Here is a 16,068-nt window from a genome sequence, read left to right as displayed (position 1 = left end):
GTCTGCCGGTGCGGTTTTATTTACAGCGATTTCTTTCATTACCGGTAGAGTCTCCATGCACCAGCGCATCCTCATTCTCGACTACGGTTCGCAAGTCACCCAACTGATCGCCCGTCGCGTTCGCGAAGCCGGCGTCTATTCCGAAGTGCACCCGGGCGACGTCGACGACGCCTTCGTGCGCGAACAAATGGCGCAAGGCCTCAAGGGCATCATCCTGTCGGGCAGCCACGCTTCGGCTTACGAAGAAGGCTCCATGCGCGTGCCCCACGCCGTGTTCGAGCTGGGCGTGCCCGTGCTGGGCATCTGCTACGGCATGCAGTCCATGGCGCAGCAACTGGGCGGCGTGGTCAGCTTCTCCGACCACCGCGAATTCGGCTACGCCGAAGTCCGCGCCCACGGCCACACCAAGCTGCTGGAAGGCCTGGAAGACTTCACCACCGCCGACGGCCACGGCATGCTCAAGGTCTGGATGAGCCACGGCGACAAAGTCACCGAGCTGCCCCCGGGCTTCAAGATCATGGCGTCCACGCCGTCGTGTCCCATCGCCGGCATGGCCGACGAAGACCGCCGCTTCTACGCCGTCCAGTTCCACCCCGAAGTCACGCACACCGTTCAAGGCAAGGCCATGCTGGCCCGCTTCGTCAACGAGATCTGCGAATGCCAGGGCGACTGGAACATGCCCGACTACGTCGCCGAAGCCGTTGCCCGCATCCGCGAGCAGGTCGGCACCGACGAAGTCATCCTCGGCCTGTCCGGCGGCGTCGATTCGTCGGTGGCTGCCGCGCTGATCCACAAGGCCATCGGCGACCAGCTCACCTGCGTCTTCGTCGACCACGGCCTCTTGCGCCTGGACGAAGGCAAGCAGGTCATGCAGACCTTCGCCGAGAACATGGGCGTCAAGATCATTCACGTCGACGCCACCGCCCAATTCATGGGCAAGCTGTCCGGCGTGGCCGACCCCGAAGCCAAGCGCAAGATCATCGGCCGCGAGTTCGTCGAAGTGTTCCAGGAACAAGCCGGCAAGCAGCAAAGCGCCAAGTGGCTGGCCCAGGGCACCATCTACCCCGACGTCATCGAATCGGCCGGCGCCAAGACCGGCAAGGCCACCTCGATCAAGTCGCACCACAACGTGGGCGGCCTGCCCGACACCCTGAACCTGCAGCTGCTCGAACCCCTGCGCGAGCTGTTCAAGGACGAAGTCCGCGAACTGGGCGTCGCCCTGGGCCTGCCGCCGCAGATGGTCTACCGCCACCCGTTCCCCGGCCCTGGCCTGGGCGTGCGCATCCTGGGCGAAGTGAAGCACGAATACGCCGAACTGCTGCGCCGTGCCGATGCCATCTTCATCGAAGAACTGCGCAACACCAAGGACGAAGCCAGCGGCCTGACCTGGTACGAGCTGACCTCGCAAGCCTTTGCCGTGTTCCTGCCGGTGAAATCGGTGGGCGTGATGGGCGATGGCCGTACGTACGAATACGTCGTGGCCCTGCGTGCCGTGCAGACGTTTGACTTCATGACGGCAGATTGGGCGCCGCTGCCGCATCCGCTGCTGGCTCGGGTGTCTTCGCGGATCATCAATGAGGTGCGCGGGATCAATCGGGTTGTTTACGACGTGTCGAGCAAGCCGCCGGCGACGATTGAGTGGGAATAACGCCGCAGCAGGTTTCGCGGTAAATGAAAAAAGGCGCCTCGGCGCCTTTTTTCATTGGGGGATTTGGTTTGGAGAACAACCAAGCTACCGCTTCAATCTCTCCCCCCATCTCGCTTCAGTGGGCTATCAGCCCTGCAATTCCTTCCGAACAATCTCCGCGCCTTCGCTCAGCGCCAGCAGTTTGCCCTTCGCAATCGCCCGCGAGAGCGGCGCCATGCCGCAGTTCGTGCACGGATACAGCTTGTCCGCATCCACGAACTTCAACGCCTTGCGCAGCGTATTGGCCACTTCTTCCGGCGTCTCAATCTTGTCGCTGGCCACGTCGATGGCGCCGACCATGACCTTCTTGCCGCGGATCAGTTCGAGCAGATCGATCGGCACGTGCGAGTTGTGGCATTCCAGCGAGATGATGTCGATGTTGGATTGCTGCAGCTTGGGGAACGATTCCTCGTACTGGCGCCATTCCGAACCCAGGGTCTTCTTCCAGTCGGTGTTGGCCTTGATGCCGTAGCCGTAGCAGATGTGCACGGCGGTTTCGCACTTCAGGCCTTCGATGGCGCGTTCCAGGGTGGCGATGCCCCAGTCATTCACTTCGTCGAAGAAGACGTTGAAGGCCGGTTCGTCGAATTGAATGATGTCGACGCCTGCGGCTTCGAGTTCGCGGGCTTCCTGGTTCAGGATCTTGGCGAATTCCCAGGCCAGTTTTTCGCGGCTCTTGTAGTGGCCGTCGTACAGCGTGTCGATCATCGTCATGGGGCCGGGCAGGGCCCACTTGATGGGCTGCTTGGTCTGCTGGCGAAGGAACTTGGCGTCTTCGACGAAGACCGGCTTCTGGCGGCTGACGTCGCCCACGACGGTGGGCACGCTGGCGTCGTAGCGGTCACGAATGCGGACGGTTTCGCGCTTTTCGAAATCGACGCCGCTGAGGTGTTCGATGAACGTGGTGACAAAGTGCTGACGGGTTTGCTCGCCGTCGCTGACGATGTCGATGCCGGCGTGTTGCTGTTCTTGCAGGGCCAGACGCAGGGCGTCTTGCTTGCCCTCGACCAGTTCTTCGTCTTGCAGCTTCCAGGGCGACCAGAGCTTTTCAGGCTGGGCCAGCCAGGAGGGCTTGGGCAGGCTGCCGGCGGTGGAAGTGGGCAGAAGTTTTTTCATGATCTGTGGTCTTGTGTGTTTCTAGTGATTAGAGGGCGGCGTTGGCGGCCCAGTTTTCGAGCGTCTTGGCGTACGGCTTGATGAAGTGTTCTTCCGTGAACTTGCCTTGCTTGACGGCCAGCTGGCTGCGTTCTTCGCGGTCGTAGACGATCTGCGTCAACGAGTAGTCCTGGTTCTTCAGGCTCGGTTGATAGAGCTTGCCCGCGGCGGAATTGGCGTTGTAGATCTCGGGGCGGTAGATCTTCTGGAACGTTTCCATCGTGCTGATGATGCTGATCAGCTCAAGCGTGGTGTAGTGGCCCAGCAGATCGCCCTGGAAGTAGAAGGCCAGCGGCGCGGCGCTGCCCGGGGGCATGAAGTAGCGGACCTGCAAGCCCATTTTTTCGAAGTACTGGTCGGTCGACGAGAATTCGTTCTGCTGGTATTCAACGCCCAGGATGGGGTGCTGGTTTTCCGTGCGCTGGTAGGTCTTGCTGCTCGAGGCGCTGATACAGATGACGGGCGGCTTGCTGAAGTTGGCCTTGTAGGCGCTGGAATTGACGAAGTGCTTGAAGAGTTTGCCGTGCAGTTCGCCGAAATTGTCGGGCGTGCTGAAGGTGGTTTTGTTGTTGTTGTGCTCGGGCAGCAGCACGCTGAAGTCGTAGTCGCGCACGTACGACGAGAAGTTGTTGCCGACGATGCCTTCGATGCGCTCGTTGTTCTTCTTGTCGACGATGTTGGTCTTCAGGATCTCGATCAGCGGGAAAATGGCATCGCCGCCTTCGGCGCCCATGTTCATTTCAACGGAAATGATCTCGACTTCGACCGAATAGCGGTCACCCGTGGGGTTGTCCCAATGCGCCAGGCTGTTGAAGCGCTTGTCGATCATCTTCAGGGTGTTGCGCAGATTCTCCTGGCGACTCGTACCCCGGGCCAGATTGGCGAAGTTGGTCGTGATGCGCGTACTGTCAGACGGCTGATAATTTTCATCAAAATTGATGCTTTTGATGCTGAAGGTGAACGCGTTGCTCATTTTGATTGGGTGTGCCAGTTTTTAAAAAGGTCTGCAGGGCGGTAACGCTGGTTTGGGCAGTGGGGGCCTTGGCTTTCAGGCCGCGACCGCTTCTTGCGCCAGGGCGGCGCGTAGATCGCGCGTCAGTTCGATGAAGGGCAATGCCCGCTGGATGGCCAGCTTGGCCCGTTCGATCAGGGCCGGGTCTTGCAGGCGGTAGTCGACGAAATCCTTGTCGGTGGCGTAGACGCCCAGCGGCAAGGTGCGCGCCTGGAAGAAGCTGAACAGCGGCCGCAGTTGATGGTCGATCATCAGCGCGTGGCGTTCGCTGCCGCCGGTGGCCGCGAGCAGGACGGGCGTGTCGACCAGGGCGTCCTGGTCGATGAAGTCGAAGAAATGCTTGAACAGGCCCGTGTAAGAGCCGCGGTAGACGGGGGTGGTCACCACCAGGATGTCCGCTTGCTCGACGAGGCTCAGTTCCCGCTCGACCGTGTCGGGCAGTTGCGAACGCCAGACCGCGCCCGCCAGTTGCGGGGCAAGCTGACCCAGTTCGACCAGGTGCTGTTCGCAGGGGAATTCGTCTGCGATCAGGTCCAGCAGGTGCTCGGCCAGGGCCGCAGACTTGGAGGGGCGTTGCAGTCCGCCGGAAACTGCGACTAGACGGAGGGGGCGTGTCATTTTTGCTTCACTTGAAGGGATCTACCCGGCGCCGCATCTGCTTTTGTGCAGGTGCAGCAACAAGCCGGAAGCGCATGCTAGAGGAGGGGGGTGATGAAGTAAAATGGTTTTATTTCACGAATCCATGAGCGAGAATCATCTGAATGCTTGAGCGCATCCACCTCAGCATCGTCCAGCAGGTCGAAAAACAGGGGTCACTGACAGCCGCCGCGGGCGTGCTGAACCTGACCCAGTCGGCCCTGAGCCACAGCATGAAGAAGCTGGAACAGCAGCTGGGCACCGACGTCTGGCTGCGCGAAGGTCGCAGCCTGCGGCTGACGCAGGCCGGCCAATACCTGCTGGCAGTGGCCAACCGGGTGCTGCCGCAGCTGGACCTGGCCGAAGAGCGCCTGGGCCAGTTCGCGCAGGGCGAACGCGGCGCGCTGCGCATCGGCATGGAATGCCACCCGTGCTACCAGTGGCTGCTCAAGGTGGTGTCTCCCTACCTGGCGGCCTGGCCGGACGTGGATGTGGACGTCAAGCAGAAATTCCAGTTCGGCGGAATCGGCGCGTTGTTCGGCTACGAGATCGACCTGCTGGTCACGCCCGACCCGCTGTTCAAGCCCGGCCTGAAGTTCGAGCCGGTGTTCGACTACGAACAGGTGCTGGTCGTGGCCAAGGGCCACCCCCTGGCGGGCGCGGCCTACGTGAAGCCCCAGCAGCTGACCCAGGAAGTGCTGATCAGCTACCCCGTGGACATCGAGCGCCTGGACATCTACAACCAGTTTCTGTTGCCGGCGGGAGTTACGCCCAGGCGCCACAAGGCCATCGAGACCACCGACATCATGGTGCAGATGGTGGCCAGCGGCCGCGGCGTGGCCGCCTTGCCGCGCTGGCTGGTCGAGGAATACGCCGCCAGGATGGACGTGGTGCCCGTGCGGCTGGGTGTGCGCGGCATCGCCAAGCAGATCTTCCTGGGCGCGCGAGAGGCCGATACGGCCATCGACTATGTGCGGGCATTCATCGAACTGGCCCGCCATCCCGCCGCCGTGCCCGTGGCCGCCATTGCGCCGGAAGCCATTGCCTGAACCCTACCGCTGAACGCAGACCGTCCGCTGAGCCGACTGGCAAATCCATTTGTCGAGCCCGTTTGTCGAACCCGTTTGTCGAGCCCGTTCGTCGAGCCCGTTCGTCGAGCGCATTCGTCTAACCATCTTTCGAGCCGTTCGGCGGGCCTTTCACTGATTCCCTGATGCATCCCAGTACGCCCAAGTCCCTTCGCCACATCACCGACGGCTATTCGTTGGAAGTCAGCACGAAGGACATTGCCGCGCTGACCGCCGCGGCGCCCCGGATATTGCCCGGGTCGACCATTTCCATTCCCTACCTGCCCGGCCAGGACGACCAGGCGCGATTGGCTGCCGCGCGGGCCGTGCGCGCGCTGGGCTTCGAGCCCATGCCGCACCTGTCCGCACGGCGAATCGCGTCGCTTGCCGAGCTGGATGCGTTCGTCACGCGCGCGGTGGCTGAAGCTGGAGTCGAGCGCTGCTTCGTGATCGCAGGCGACCCGTCGACCCCGGTTGGGCCGTTTGCCGACAGTGCATCATTGATCGAAACCGGCGTTTTCGAACGCGCGGGCGTCCGGGTCGTTGGCGTGGGCGGGCATCCGGAAGGGCATCCGGTCATGAGCGCGTCCGATCGGTGGGAGGTGCTGGAACGCAAGTGCCAGATGATCGCCAGCCGGGGCATGGCGCCCCTGATCATCACGCAGTTCGGATTTGATGCCGACGTGGCGCTGGCGTGGCTGCAAACGCTGCGCGAGCGGGGCATTGGCCACCCCGTGCGAGTGGGGGTGCCCGGGCCGGCGGGCATTGCGGTGCTGGCGCGCTATGCCGCCCTGTGCGGCGTCAGCGCCTGCGCGTCAATGTGGTCCAAGTACGGTATCTCGCTGGGCAAGCTGTTCGGCACGGCGGGGCCGGATGTGTTCGTGGATCGCCTGACCGCCGGACTGACGGACGCCCATGGACCGGTGAGCCTGCATTTCTTTCCGTTCGGAGGGATTGCGCAGTCGGTGAAATGGATCGAGCAGTATCGGGCGCGGACCCCGGCGCTGGATCGCGCCGGTCCGGCGGTGTCTTGATGCTCAGTCAGGCGGCAACGGACACTCAGGGTTCGTTCTCAAGGACGGTCAGCAGTTCCGCAGCGATTGTGAACTCATCGTCATCTACATCTCGGCTGATAACGATCGGTTCATAGCCGGGCTGCAGTGAATCCGGATGCAGAATGATCTGCTCGTGATGCCAACTGCCGTCAGCGTTGATCGTTTTCTTGCTTGAGTAGACTTTGACCGTATATTTGCCGCCCGTCTCTGGATCATCAATGCTGCGATGCTGGGCGATTACAACCTTGCCTTGACGGGTACCGCTTGGTTTCGCTCGGAACAGGCACCATGACCCGTTGGGGATTCGTCGGCTCATTGACTCGCCCACAACTTGAGCCACGAAGAGGCCGGGCTGCGGGGTAATCCAATCTGGCGGTTCGAGCCACTGGGTAGCGGCCTCGTCTAGCATCTGGGCGTCTGAGAAAGTCCCTGCTGCCATCTTGATGTCGATGAGTGGCAGCGCAGTCAAGCTGTTTTGACGCTTGGGTTCTATGACTTGTTTCAATGGCACGACGTTGGTGTCGTCGGCTTGCAAGAGCGGTTCAGATAGCGGTTCCGTAGTAGAACCCAGTCTGTTGCGGAGGTATTCACCGAGCGCTTTGTCGGTGCAATAGACATAGCAACCTTTCATGCCTCGGGTCATCAGCGTGCGGTAGGTGTTCTTGATGATGAGATCCGCCAGTCCCCGCGCATTATCCGGGTTCTCTCGCATCATCTTCTTGAGTCCACGTACAGATTGGTCGGAAGACGCACGCTGCGTAGCATCCGTCTTGATCTGACCATCACGGTAGACCAAGTCGTCGCCAATGATGACGCCGACGTAGTCCAATTCCAGGCCTTGACAGGTGTGGATGCAGCCCACTTCCTGGACAGAGCCGGGCTTGACGATCCATAGGCTCCCGTCTGTGCTGAGGTTCCAGCGCTTTTGATAACCGAATTGGGATAGTTCGATGTCCCACGCTGCGGGGTTCTTCTTGCTTGGCCAAGGCCAGCAATAGCCGGCAACAACGCGAGAGCGGTTATTCAGCTGGTTTTTCGCAGCAATGAGGCCATGCATTTCGGTCGGGCTATCAAATACCCGGAAATCGTAGTCAGTTGGGTCTAGCACTGGATTGGCCGTGGGTCGAATTTCCAGCGTGTTGTCCAGCCAGGCGAGATAGCCTTCCGAACCATTGCATCGAAATTGCGACGTCAACTCCAGTTCCGTGATTTCGGCGCCCTGTGCTTTGGCCTGATTTTTCAGTTCTTCGGTGTGACCAATATCAAAGATCGTGACCCGTTGATCGTCGTCCGTAAAGAAGACAGTGCAGTGCGCTGACCGGATGATCTCCAAGACCTGATTCTCGCCCATGTTGCGATAGAGGCCACTCTTCTCGTTAAGTCGGTGCGCTTCATCTACCAACAGAACGTCATGGCTATCGGGCGTGTCGTCAGTGAAAGATCCTGAGCCGCTGAACAGGTTGCCAAGTCGAGTCTTGGTAAATGTACCCGTCAACTTGGCTTGAAACACCTCTCGGGGGGCGCGATTCTTCGTCACGTACCGTGCGTTGCGCTGCTGGCCTATAAGTGCTGCTAAAAGATTGATGGCTAGAACCGACTTACCGGTGCCAGGGCCTCCTCGGACGATGATGACCTGCTTCTGCGCGCGCGAGCGGGCTTCTATCTGCAGAATGGACTCGTAAACGACCTTTTGCTGATCAATAAGCACGAACTCGCTCTTGCCCTGCATCAGGCCCGTCACATAGTCCATCAGGCTCTTCGATGGCTGGATGCGACCATGTTCGATGGCATAGAGCGACTTCAAGCGATCGCCGCGTCGCACATGCTTGCTGATGAATCGGCTGAGCTTATCCTTGTCGCTTTTGAGAAAGAGGGGAGCCCGCGCCATGTGCGGCCCGTAGTGCGGATGGTCGATCTGACCATCGCGAGGATGATTGTGCAAATAAGCGCAGGGGTGCAGGCCAATGCCTTGTTCATGAACGGCCGCGTTGAGATCCTCAAGCCGCGCTGCGTACGACCAGGCTTGATACGAGGGATGAGGGCCTTCTACCTCGGCGTTACGCCCTCCCCGTCGTGCCCAGACAACCCCATCCTTGCTGCTGTATCTGGAAGTCGACCACTGCTTCAATTCGACGATAACGACCTTCGGGCACCCTGTATCGTCTTCTCCCGTGATCATGAAGTCGATACGCTGTGAACTACGGGGGAGCTGGTACTCGATGGCGATACCGGCGTCGTCTGGAATTTCGGCATCCTGAAGCACTTTAGCCATTTCGAACAACGAGCTTCGCCACGAACGCACTTCGCTTTCTCCGCCACCGGCGACACCAGCATGGCGGACATGGCGCAGCATGATGTCCTCGATGTCATCACGAAGCGCATGTTGGAGAAATTCGGTCTTGCTGGCCTGATAAATGATCAAGATTGCACCTGTTCCAGCACGTCAAAGTTGATCGTATTTCGTGCTGCGACCCTTGGCACGGTTGACCGGGTACTTCTGCGAGTTGATCAGAATTTTTGCCTGCGCAGCTCGCACAGGATCAATCCCAAGCACGTTGCTCAGTTGAACGAGATAAAGGAGCACATCCGCTATCTCGCTACCAACAGCTTCGAGTTTTTCAGCAGAAAGTGCCCGGCTTTGCTCTTCTGTCAGCCACTGAAAATGCTCGAGTAATTCTCCTGCTTCCACGATTAGCGCAGACGCCAAGTTCTTGGGCGAATGGAACTGCTCCCAATCGCGTTCCTTTGCGAACTCGCTTTGTTGCTGGCTAAGATTTTTGAGCGTATCGGTCATGAATGAATTCTCAGCGTGATGCTGCTGGTGAGTCGGTGGATCCACTGGGATCGCTTATCAGCGACAGTGCAGGCTCGTAAGTAGGTGAGCTGCGGGCCGCTCTCTGTAAAAGAAACGTGTCCACTCACTCCAACCAATGGCCTTCCAAATCAAACGACAGTTGCCGGTGGTGCCGGATCGAAAGCAAATATACCGTGCTGCCGATGCGTGCATATAGCAGCAGGTAATGCGTCATCACGTATTCGCGCAATTCGCCGTTGTCGTCGATGGCGTCGAGTTGCTTGGTCAGGCGTTCGATGCCGTTGAGCGCTTCGACCGATCGGGCCGGGCGTTCCAGAAACAGTCGCCCTATGCTCGGATAGCGCTCCAGGTTGGGGACGACAGTGTCCGTCAATTCATCCAGCAACATATCGAATGCGTGGGGAATGTCGGCTTCTTGAAGAAACGCATCGATCTCTTGAAGGTTGGTCTCGAAGTGCGCGGTGAGCTTGACGGTATAGAGGACGGGCACTCGGTGAACTCCGTCCGTTAGCGAGCAGCTTTGGTCGTGCCGCGGCGTTTGAGCGCTGTGAGCGTGTCACGGGCGTCTTTCACCTTTCCGGCATACACATCAGCCAAGCCTTTGCTCGCGTCTTCTATGACCAGAAGATGGATGCGTTCACGCTCTAGCTGGTGGTAGTAATCCAACCGTTGGGCGTCAATGATGGCGACGTAGCTTTCCCCGTTTTTGGTCACGATTTTTTCTGCGCCGGCCTTTACCTGGTCGGCCAACTCGGACAGGTTCGCCCGGGCTTGGGACAGAGGGATGACGTCACTGGAAGAGATGGCCATGGCTTTTTTCCTAGGCTAGGTTTTGTACAAAATAACGTACATAATACAGGAAGTCGACGTTAGCCACTCAACCCTTACACAGCCTCCCGCAACATCTCAATCAACGCCCGCAACGCACCCGACACATGCCGGTGCCCCGAGTAATACAGACACAGCCCCGGATACGCCGGGCACCAATCTTCCAGTACCCGTTCCAGCCTGCCGTCCTCCAGCGCCTGCACCGCAAGATGGTCCGGCACGAAGGCAATGCCGATGCCATCCACCGCCGCGTCCACCATCAGCGGCTGGTCGGTCAGCGTCAGCGGCCCGTTCACGTTGATGCTTTCTTGCACCCCATGCCGTGCGAACTCCCACCTGTACAGGCCGCCGCTGTCAAAGCGAAACCGGATGCAGTCGTGCTGATGCAGATCCTGCGGCACCGTGGGCCGGCCTCGCGCGGCGAGGTACGCCGGGGATGCCACGGCCGCGAAGCGTACCGGGCCGCCGACTCGCACCGAGATCATGTCCTGCGGCACGGCCTCGGCCAGCCGGATGCCGGCGTCGAAGCCTTCGCCCACCACGTCGCTCAGCCTGCCGTCGCACACGATATCCAGATGCACCTGTGGATACGTGCGCAGGAAACGCGCCAGCAGCGGCCTGAGAACCAACCGCACCGCGCCTTCGCTGGCGTTGATGCGCACCGTGCCGCTGGGCGTCTCGCGCAGGTCGTCGATTTCCTGCAGGGCGTGGCTGAGCGATGACAGGGTCGGGCGCAGCCGCGCCGCCAGCCGCTCGCCGGCGTCGGTCAACGACATGCTGCGCGTCGTGCGGTTGAGCAGCCGTACGCCCAGGCGTTGCTCGAGGGTCTTGATGGAATGGCTGACCGCCGATGCCGTGATGTCGACTTCCTTGGCCGCCGCACGAAAGCTGCGGTGGGCGGCGACGGCCAGGAAGACGTTCAGGGCCAGCAGGTCGCAGCCTTTGAATTGGTGAATGGGATTCATCGAGTCGCCAAGCATTGGTGTGATTGTTTTGATAGTAGCGGCTTCCTACACTGGCGGGCAGGAATTCACACCAGCACGCAAGGAATGCAGACCATGTCGCAAAAGATCTTGATTACAGGCGCCAGCTCGGGTTTTGGCCGGGGTGCGGCGATTGAATTGGCGCGTCAGGGCCACCAGGTCGTGGCCGCCGCCGAAACCTGGCCGCAGGTGCGCAGCCTGCGGGCAGATGCCGCCGAGGCGGGCGTGGCCATGGAGGTCATCAAGCTCAACCTGCTGGACAGCATCGACATCGCGCACGCCGGCCGCTTTGATCCCGACGTGCTGGTGCTCAACGCAGGGGTGATGGAAGGGGGCTCGATCGCGGATATCCCGATGCAGCGGGTCCGTGAATCGTTCGACATCAACGTGTTCGGGCATTTACAGCTGGTGCAGGCCATCGTGCCCAAGATGGTGGCGCGCCGGTCGGGCAAGGTGGTGTGGACGTCGTCGATGGGCGGCATTCTGGTGGTGCCGTTTCTGGGCATCTACTGCGCGACGAAGCACGCCATCGAAGCGATTGCCGGGTCGATGAAGTCCGAGTTGGAACCCCATGGCGTGAAGGTCGCCACGGTGAACCCCGGCGTCTTTGGCACGGGTTTCAACGACACGGGCGCAGAGAGCTTTGTGCAGTGGTACGACGCCGACAAGGCGGTGGTGCCGATGCCGGACTTCAGCGCAAGCCTGCTGAACCAGGCCGATCCGCAGGAAATGATCGACGCGATGGTCGAGATCATTCCCGCCGAGAAACACCTGTACCGCACGATGCGGCCGCTTGCGACGATCGATGCGGCCAAACAGTGGCAGGCGACGGAGTGGTCGCAGAATGCCTGACATCGCGATCGATCACGCGCATCGCCTGGTGGCCCGGGGCCGCCAGGCGGCCGAGCAGGCCGGGGTGAGGGCGGTGTTTGTGGTGCTGGACCGCGGCGCTAACCTGGTCACGTTTACGCGCATGGATGACGCGTGGCTGGCGTCGAACGAACTGGCGCTGGCCAAGGCGCGGGCATCGGTGATGTTCCGGATGCCCAGCGAAGCGCTGAATGCGCCGTTGCAGGTGGGCGTGCCGGCGCCGCACTTTGATCATGTGCACGCAGGGGGCCTGTTGCTGATGGGCGGCGGGATACCGTTGTTTGACGCGCAAGGGGCGTTGCTGGGGGCGCTGGGGGTGTCAGGCGGGACGCCGGAGCAGGATGCAGCGATTGCGCGGGCGGCCATCGATGTCTCGGCAACGTAGCATTCGTCAGGAAAACTCATCCAACCCCCGTCTGTGCGCGTGGGCATCTTTCACGTTTATGCTTGCCACAAGGGGGCACAAGCCACCTATCTACTGTTGACCCGACCCCTGGGGCCACCCTCACGCTAGCGGCTCTTGGTCAACATAAAGGGTGATGTATGCGTGCTTCTCAATCGTGCATGAGTGCTTCCGAGGCCGCCAGGCGGCTTGGCGTGTCGGTCAAGGCGTTGCGGCTGTATGAGCGCCAGGGCTTGGTCAACCCGGGCCGCAGCGAGGCGGGGTACCGAATGTACGCCGCCGCAGACATGGCGCGGGCGGCGAAGGTGGCGGCATTGCGCGGGTTGGGGCTTAGCCTGGCGCAGGTGGCCGGCGTGCTGGATGGCGATCCGGCCAGTCTGCAAGCGGCGTTGGCGGCGCACGATGCGGCGCTGGCCGGCGACATCCAGGCGCTGGCGGGCAAATTGGACAAGGTGCGGAGCATTCAGGCGGACCTGGCACAGGGGCAGATGCCGTCGGGCGCGGCGCTGGCCGGCTTGCTGGGTCGGCCGACAGACATTCGTGCGGCGTTTGCGCTGCCCTGGCCGTGGGGCGGCGAATGGTTCGAACTGCGGGACGTCCGGCCCTTGAATTACCTGATCGGCTCGTTGGGTAGCGGCAAGACCCGGTTGGCGCAGCGCCTGGCCCAGGCCTTGCCCAATGCCGCTTTCCTGGGGGTGGATCGCCTGGACGATGGATGCGCTGCCGCCAAGGCGCGGCTCGCGGCCGACGCTGCGCTGCTGGCACGCGTCGATGAGGCGCTGGCGTGGCTGGTCGGCGAGGGGGCGACGCGATCCGACGCTCTGGTGGCGTTGCTGGCCAGCCTGCTGGCCGACGGGCCCGACGTGTGGGTGGTGGATATGGTCGAGCAAGGCCTGGATCACGCCACGCAGCAAGCCCTGATGGCGCATCTGCGACATCGCGCCCGGCATGCGGGCCCGCCGCTCTTTTTGATGACACGCTCTACGGCTATTCTTGATCTTGCTGCGGTCGGCCCGGACGAAGCGATTCTGCTTTGCCCGGCCAATCACAGTCCGCCGCGTCGCGTCGCGCCTTATCCCGGCGCGCCGGGCTACGAGGCGGTGGCGATGTGCCTGGCATCGCCCGAGGTGCGGGAACGCATCGCGCGACGCTCACCAGACCACTCCTAGGACGCCCCATGCAAGTCAAGCGCATCATCGCCAATATCCCCGCCGCCGACCCCGCCGTGGTGGACCGGTTCTATCGGGAAATCCTGGGTTTGGACCTGGCCATGGACCACGGCTGGATCCGCACCTACGCAGGGTTGGCCAAGATGACGGTGCAGCTCAGTGTCGGCAGCCAGGGCGGCGCGGATACGCCGCTGCCGGCGCTGTCGATCGAGGTGGATGACCTGGCCGAGGCGTTGCGCCGGGTCGAGGCGGCCGGTGTTGCCGTGGAGTACGGTCCGGTCAGCGAACCCTGGGGCGTGCGCCGGTTCTACGTCAGGGACCCGGTGGGGACGTTGGTCAATATTCTGCAGCACGAATAGCGCGCGCTGCGATCAATGCGTTGATGCCACGGCCTCCAGCTGCGCCGCCGGCAACAGCGCAAACGCGAATTTCATTTCCCGCGCCTCTTCCCCCGGGCTGCGCCCGAATTGCCGCTTGAATTCCCGGTTGAACTGCGACGCGCTTTCGTAGCCGACGCGGGCGGACGCAGCGGCGGCGGTGAGGTTGTCGCGAATCATCAGCAGCCGCGCCTGGTGCAGCCGCACGGACTTGATGTACTGGATGGGCGAGGTGCGCGCGATGGCCTTGAAGTGCGCGTGGAAGGCGGGCACGCTCAGGCCGGCTTCGCGTGCCAGCAGGCTGACGTCCAGCGGCCGCGCGTAGTCGTTGTGGATGCTCTGCAAGACGCGCGAGATGCGGCCGAAGTTGCCCTGGCTGGCCAGGGCGGCGCGGATGGCGCCGCCTTGTTCGCCTTGCAGCACCCGAAAGCACAGCTCGCGCACGATGCCGGGCGCCAGTACCCGGGCTTCGATGGGCGAAGACAGGGCGCGCAAGAGGCGCAGCGTCGTGTCGGCCAAGGTGGCGTCCAGCGGGGTCGAGACGATGCCTTCGGGCGCGGCATTGCCTGGCGTTCTTGAGCCAGGCGCCGGCCGCGGCGCGTCGTGCGCTTGCCGCGCGAGGTCGTCTCCATCCACTTCGATCGCCAGGTCTGCCACCGTCGTCATGTCCAGGCGCACGGACACCGCCAGCAGCGGTTCGTCGGCGGTGGCGTCGGTTTCGGTGGAAAACGGCAGCGGCACGGACAGCACCAGGTAGTGCTGCGCGTCGTAGTGGTAGACCCGGTCGGCCAGATAGCCCCGCTTGGATCCCTGGCAGACGATGACGATGCTGGGTTCGTACAGCACCGGGGTGCGGCCGACGGGCCGGTTGGCACGCATGAAGCGCACGCCGTCCAGGCGCGACCGGGTGTAGCCCTCTTGGGGGGCCAACTGGGCGAGCAGGGCGGTCATCTGGTGCTGGGCGGCGGTGGCAGTGGCCATCGTGTGAATCTCCGGCTAAGAGTCTTAGGCATGATTCTGCCCGGTATTGGGCAAGAGTGGGGGCTTGGGTTTAGGAATAGGCAATCATCCGATAGCTGTGTGCCTATTCGGCCCAGGCGGGTGCGCCTAGCATCTGTTCCTGCAATCCCTCACTTCAGGAGCACGGAAAAATGCAAAATCATCAAGGCAATAAAGTGTGGTTCATCACCGGCGCCGCTCGCGGCATCGGGTTGTCGCTGGCTCGCCAGTTGCTGGCGCGCGGCGACAAGGTCGCGGCGACGTCGCGCACGCTGGACAGCCTGCACAAGGCGCTGGGCAACGACACCGCGAATCTGCTCGCGCTGGAGGTGGACTTGGTGTCCGAAGCCAGCGTCCAGGCCGCCATCGAACAGACCATGGCCACGTTTGGCCGCATCGACGTGGTGGTCAACAACGCGGGCTACGGCCAGCAGGGCGCGGTGGAAGCGCTGACGGACGACGAAGTGCGCCGCAATTTCGAGGTCAACGTGTTCGCACCGCTGCACGTGCTGCGTCACAGCTTGCCGCATCTGCGCCAGCAACGCAGCGGGCATATCTTCAACGTGGCGTCCATCGCCGGTTTCATGGGCGGTTATGCGGGTTGGGGCAGCTACGTGGCGACCAAGTTCGCGCTGGCGGGGCTGACCGAGACGTTGGCAGCCGAGGCAGCCGAACTGGGCATCAAGGCCACGGTGGTGTATCCGGGGCCGGTGCGCACGGAATTCCTGACCAACAACAGCCTGATGATCGCCCAGCGTTCGATTGCGGACTACACCGCAGCGCAGGCGTCGCTGGATCTGCATCAGGGTTTGGACGGCAAGCAGGACGGCGACCCGGAAAAGGTGGCGCTGCTGATTCAGCAGGCCGCGTCGGTGGCCGAACCGCCGGTGCATCTGTTCGTGGGTAAGGTCGCCAACGGCTTTGCCGACGAGAAGCAGGCTGCCGCGCGCCGGGATATCGATGCCTGGCGAGGCGCGTCCGAGGCGACGGACTTCGCGAACTGACCGGTGTT

The 16,068-nt window shown here is 62.0% G+C and carries 17 protein-coding genes; 8 read left to right on the top strand and 9 right to left on the bottom strand.

Translation table 11 applies throughout. From position 1 onward, the window contains the following. Positions 1 to 55: 55 nt before the first annotated feature. Positions 56 to 1,648, top strand: coding sequence for a glutamine-hydrolyzing GMP synthase (guaA, locus tag HV798_RS13740; RefSeq protein ID WP_175192160.1), 1,593 nt, complete (start codon positions 56 to 58; stop codon positions 1,646 to 1,648). A gap of 126 nt (positions 1,649 to 1,774) precedes the next feature. Here the strand turns inward: guaA and HV798_RS13735 are convergent, their stop codons facing one another. The 3 genes from HV798_RS13735 to msuE all read right to left on the bottom strand — a co-directional run bounded on the left by HV798_RS13735 (position 1,775) and on the right by msuE (position 4,472). Beyond that, complete coding sequence (locus tag HV798_RS13735; protein ID WP_175192161.1) at positions 1,775 to 2,803, bottom strand: methionine synthase; 1,029 nt, start codon at positions 2,801 to 2,803, stop codon at positions 1,775 to 1,777. A 28-nt stretch (positions 2,804 to 2,831) separates the two neighbouring features. Beyond that, positions 2,832 to 3,815 (bottom strand): DUF1852 domain-containing protein, encoded by a 984-nt coding sequence (locus HV798_RS13730; protein ID WP_175192162.1) that lies wholly within the window; start codon positions 3,813 to 3,815, stop codon positions 2,832 to 2,834. 75 nt (positions 3,816 to 3,890) lie between these two features. Further along, a complete protein-coding gene (gene msuE / locus HV798_RS13725; RefSeq protein WP_025136150.1) occupies positions 3,891 to 4,472 on the bottom strand; it encodes an FMN reductase in 582 nt (193 codons plus the stop codon). A 143-nt stretch (positions 4,473 to 4,615) separates the two neighbouring features. Between msuE and HV798_RS13720 the strand changes: the two genes are divergently transcribed. Together HV798_RS13720 and HV798_RS13715 are read left to right on the top strand one after the other, a co-directional pair. Further along, positions 4,616 to 5,539, top strand: a complete 924-nt coding sequence (locus tag HV798_RS13720) for a LysR family transcriptional regulator (protein ID WP_175192163.1) — start codon at positions 4,616 to 4,618, stop codon at positions 5,537 to 5,539. 164 nt (positions 5,540 to 5,703) lie between these two features. Continuing rightward, entirely contained in the window at positions 5,704 to 6,591 is an 888-nt protein-coding gene (locus tag HV798_RS13715) for a methylenetetrahydrofolate reductase (RefSeq protein ID WP_175192164.1), read from the top strand. A 25-nt stretch (positions 6,592 to 6,616) separates the two neighbouring features. On the opposite strand, the gene HV798_RS13710 is transcribed toward HV798_RS13715, so the two are convergent. The 5 genes from HV798_RS13710 to HV798_RS13690 all read right to left on the bottom strand — a co-directional run bounded on the left by HV798_RS13710 (position 6,617) and on the right by HV798_RS13690 (position 11,220). Further along, positions 6,617 to 9,034 carry a DNA/RNA helicase domain-containing protein gene (locus HV798_RS13710; RefSeq protein ID WP_175192165.1) on the bottom strand — a complete coding sequence of 806 codons (2,418 nt, stop codon included), beginning with the start codon at positions 9,032 to 9,034 and terminating at the stop codon, positions 6,617 to 6,619. Between the two features lie 21 nt (positions 9,035 to 9,055). After that, positions 9,056 to 9,406: a nucleotide pyrophosphohydrolase gene (locus tag HV798_RS13705; protein ID WP_175192166.1), complete on the bottom strand. Its 351-nt coding sequence runs from the start codon at positions 9,404 to 9,406 to the stop codon at positions 9,056 to 9,058. 124 nt (positions 9,407 to 9,530) lie between these two features. Continuing rightward, entirely contained in the window at positions 9,531 to 9,917 is a 387-nt protein-coding gene (locus tag HV798_RS13700; protein WP_175192167.1) for a type II toxin-antitoxin system RelE/ParE family toxin, read from the bottom strand. A gap of 17 nt (positions 9,918 to 9,934) precedes the next feature. Beyond that, entirely contained in the window at positions 9,935 to 10,237 is a 303-nt protein-coding gene (locus HV798_RS13695) for a type II toxin-antitoxin system Phd/YefM family antitoxin (RefSeq protein WP_175192168.1), read from the bottom strand. A gap of 74 nt (positions 10,238 to 10,311) precedes the next feature. Further along, positions 10,312 to 11,220 (bottom strand): LysR family transcriptional regulator, encoded by a 909-nt coding sequence (locus HV798_RS13690; RefSeq protein ID WP_175192169.1) that lies wholly within the window; start codon positions 11,218 to 11,220, stop codon positions 10,312 to 10,314. Positions 11,221 to 11,313: 93 nt separating this feature from the next. Between HV798_RS13690 and HV798_RS13685 the strand changes: the two genes are divergently transcribed. From HV798_RS13685 to HV798_RS13670, 4 genes are all read left to right on the top strand, one after another. After that, on the top strand, positions 11,314 to 12,090 hold the full coding sequence (locus HV798_RS13685; RefSeq protein ID WP_175192170.1) for an SDR family oxidoreductase: 777 nt from the start codon (positions 11,314 to 11,316) through the stop codon (positions 12,088 to 12,090). Then, positions 12,083 to 12,493 (top strand): GlcG/HbpS family heme-binding protein, encoded by a 411-nt coding sequence (locus HV798_RS13680; protein ID WP_175192171.1) that lies wholly within the window; start codon positions 12,083 to 12,085, stop codon positions 12,491 to 12,493. Before HV798_RS13685 ends, HV798_RS13680 begins: the two co-directional genes overlap by 8 nt. Positions 12,494 to 12,651: 158 nt before the next feature. Beyond that, positions 12,652 to 13,680, top strand: coding sequence for a MerR family transcriptional regulator (locus HV798_RS13675; RefSeq protein ID WP_175192172.1), 1,029 nt, complete (start codon positions 12,652 to 12,654; stop codon positions 13,678 to 13,680). 8 nt (positions 13,681 to 13,688) lie between these two features. After that, a complete protein-coding gene (locus tag HV798_RS13670) occupies positions 13,689 to 14,039 on the top strand; it encodes a VOC family protein (RefSeq protein ID WP_175192173.1) in 351 nt (116 codons plus the stop codon). A gap of 12 nt (positions 14,040 to 14,051) precedes the next feature. On the opposite strand, the gene HV798_RS13665 is transcribed toward HV798_RS13670, so the two are convergent. Next, a complete protein-coding gene (locus HV798_RS13665) occupies positions 14,052 to 15,038 on the bottom strand; it encodes an AraC family transcriptional regulator (protein ID WP_246288789.1) in 987 nt (328 codons plus the stop codon). 170 nt (positions 15,039 to 15,208) lie between these two features. On the opposite strand from HV798_RS13665, the gene HV798_RS13660 reads away from it, so the two are divergent. Then, entirely contained in the window at positions 15,209 to 16,060 is an 852-nt protein-coding gene (locus HV798_RS13660; RefSeq protein WP_175192174.1) for an SDR family oxidoreductase, read from the top strand. Positions 16,061 to 16,068 lie beyond the last annotated feature (8 nt).

This window comes from Achromobacter deleyi (assembly GCF_902859705.1).
Classification (GTDB): domain Bacteria; phylum Pseudomonadota; class Gammaproteobacteria; order Burkholderiales; family Burkholderiaceae_B; genus Achromobacter; species Achromobacter deleyi.
This window is presented reverse-complemented; position numbering and strand designations above follow the sequence as displayed.

What these genes read in the sequence shown, in the direction of transcription:
- guaA (WP_175192160.1), top strand. Translation starts at nt 56, where the DNA reads ATGCACCAGCGCATCCTCATTCTCGACTACGGTTCGCAAGTCACCCAA.
- HV798_RS13735 (WP_175192161.1), bottom strand. Translation starts at nt 2,803, where the DNA reads ATGAAAAAACTTCTGCCCACTTCCACCGCCGGCAGCCTGCCCAAGCCC.
- HV798_RS13730 (WP_175192162.1), bottom strand. Translation starts at nt 3,815, where the DNA reads ATGAGCAACGCGTTCACCTTCAGCATCAAAAGCATCAATTTTGATGAA.
- msuE (WP_025136150.1), bottom strand. Translation starts at nt 4,472, where the DNA reads ATGACACGCCCCCTCCGTCTAGTCGCAGTTTCCGGCGGACTGCAACGC.
- HV798_RS13720 (WP_175192163.1), top strand. Translation starts at nt 4,616, where the DNA reads ATGCTTGAGCGCATCCACCTCAGCATCGTCCAGCAGGTCGAAAAACAG.
- HV798_RS13715 (WP_175192164.1), top strand. Translation starts at nt 5,704, where the DNA reads ATGCATCCCAGTACGCCCAAGTCCCTTCGCCACATCACCGACGGCTAT.
- HV798_RS13705 (WP_175192166.1), bottom strand. Translation starts at nt 9,406, where the DNA reads ATGACCGATACGCTCAAAAATCTTAGCCAGCAACAAAGCGAGTTCGCA.
- HV798_RS13695 (WP_175192168.1), bottom strand. Translation starts at nt 10,237, where the DNA reads ATGGCCATCTCTTCCAGTGACGTCATCCCTCTGTCCCAAGCCCGGGCG.
- HV798_RS13690 (WP_175192169.1), bottom strand. Translation starts at nt 11,220, where the DNA reads ATGAATCCCATTCACCAATTCAAAGGCTGCGACCTGCTGGCCCTGAAC.
- HV798_RS13685 (WP_175192170.1), top strand. Translation starts at nt 11,314, where the DNA reads ATGTCGCAAAAGATCTTGATTACAGGCGCCAGCTCGGGTTTTGGCCGG.
- HV798_RS13680 (WP_175192171.1), top strand. Translation starts at nt 12,083, where the DNA reads ATGCCTGACATCGCGATCGATCACGCGCATCGCCTGGTGGCCCGGGGC.
- HV798_RS13675 (WP_175192172.1), top strand. Translation starts at nt 12,652, where the DNA reads ATGCGTGCTTCTCAATCGTGCATGAGTGCTTCCGAGGCCGCCAGGCGG.
- HV798_RS13670 (WP_175192173.1), top strand. Translation starts at nt 13,689, where the DNA reads ATGCAAGTCAAGCGCATCATCGCCAATATCCCCGCCGCCGACCCCGCC.
- HV798_RS13665 (WP_246288789.1), bottom strand. Translation starts at nt 15,038, where the DNA reads ATGGCCACTGCCACCGCCGCCCAGCACCAGATGACCGCCCTGCTCGCC.
- HV798_RS13660 (WP_175192174.1), top strand. Translation starts at nt 15,209, where the DNA reads ATGCAAAATCATCAAGGCAATAAAGTGTGGTTCATCACCGGCGCCGCT.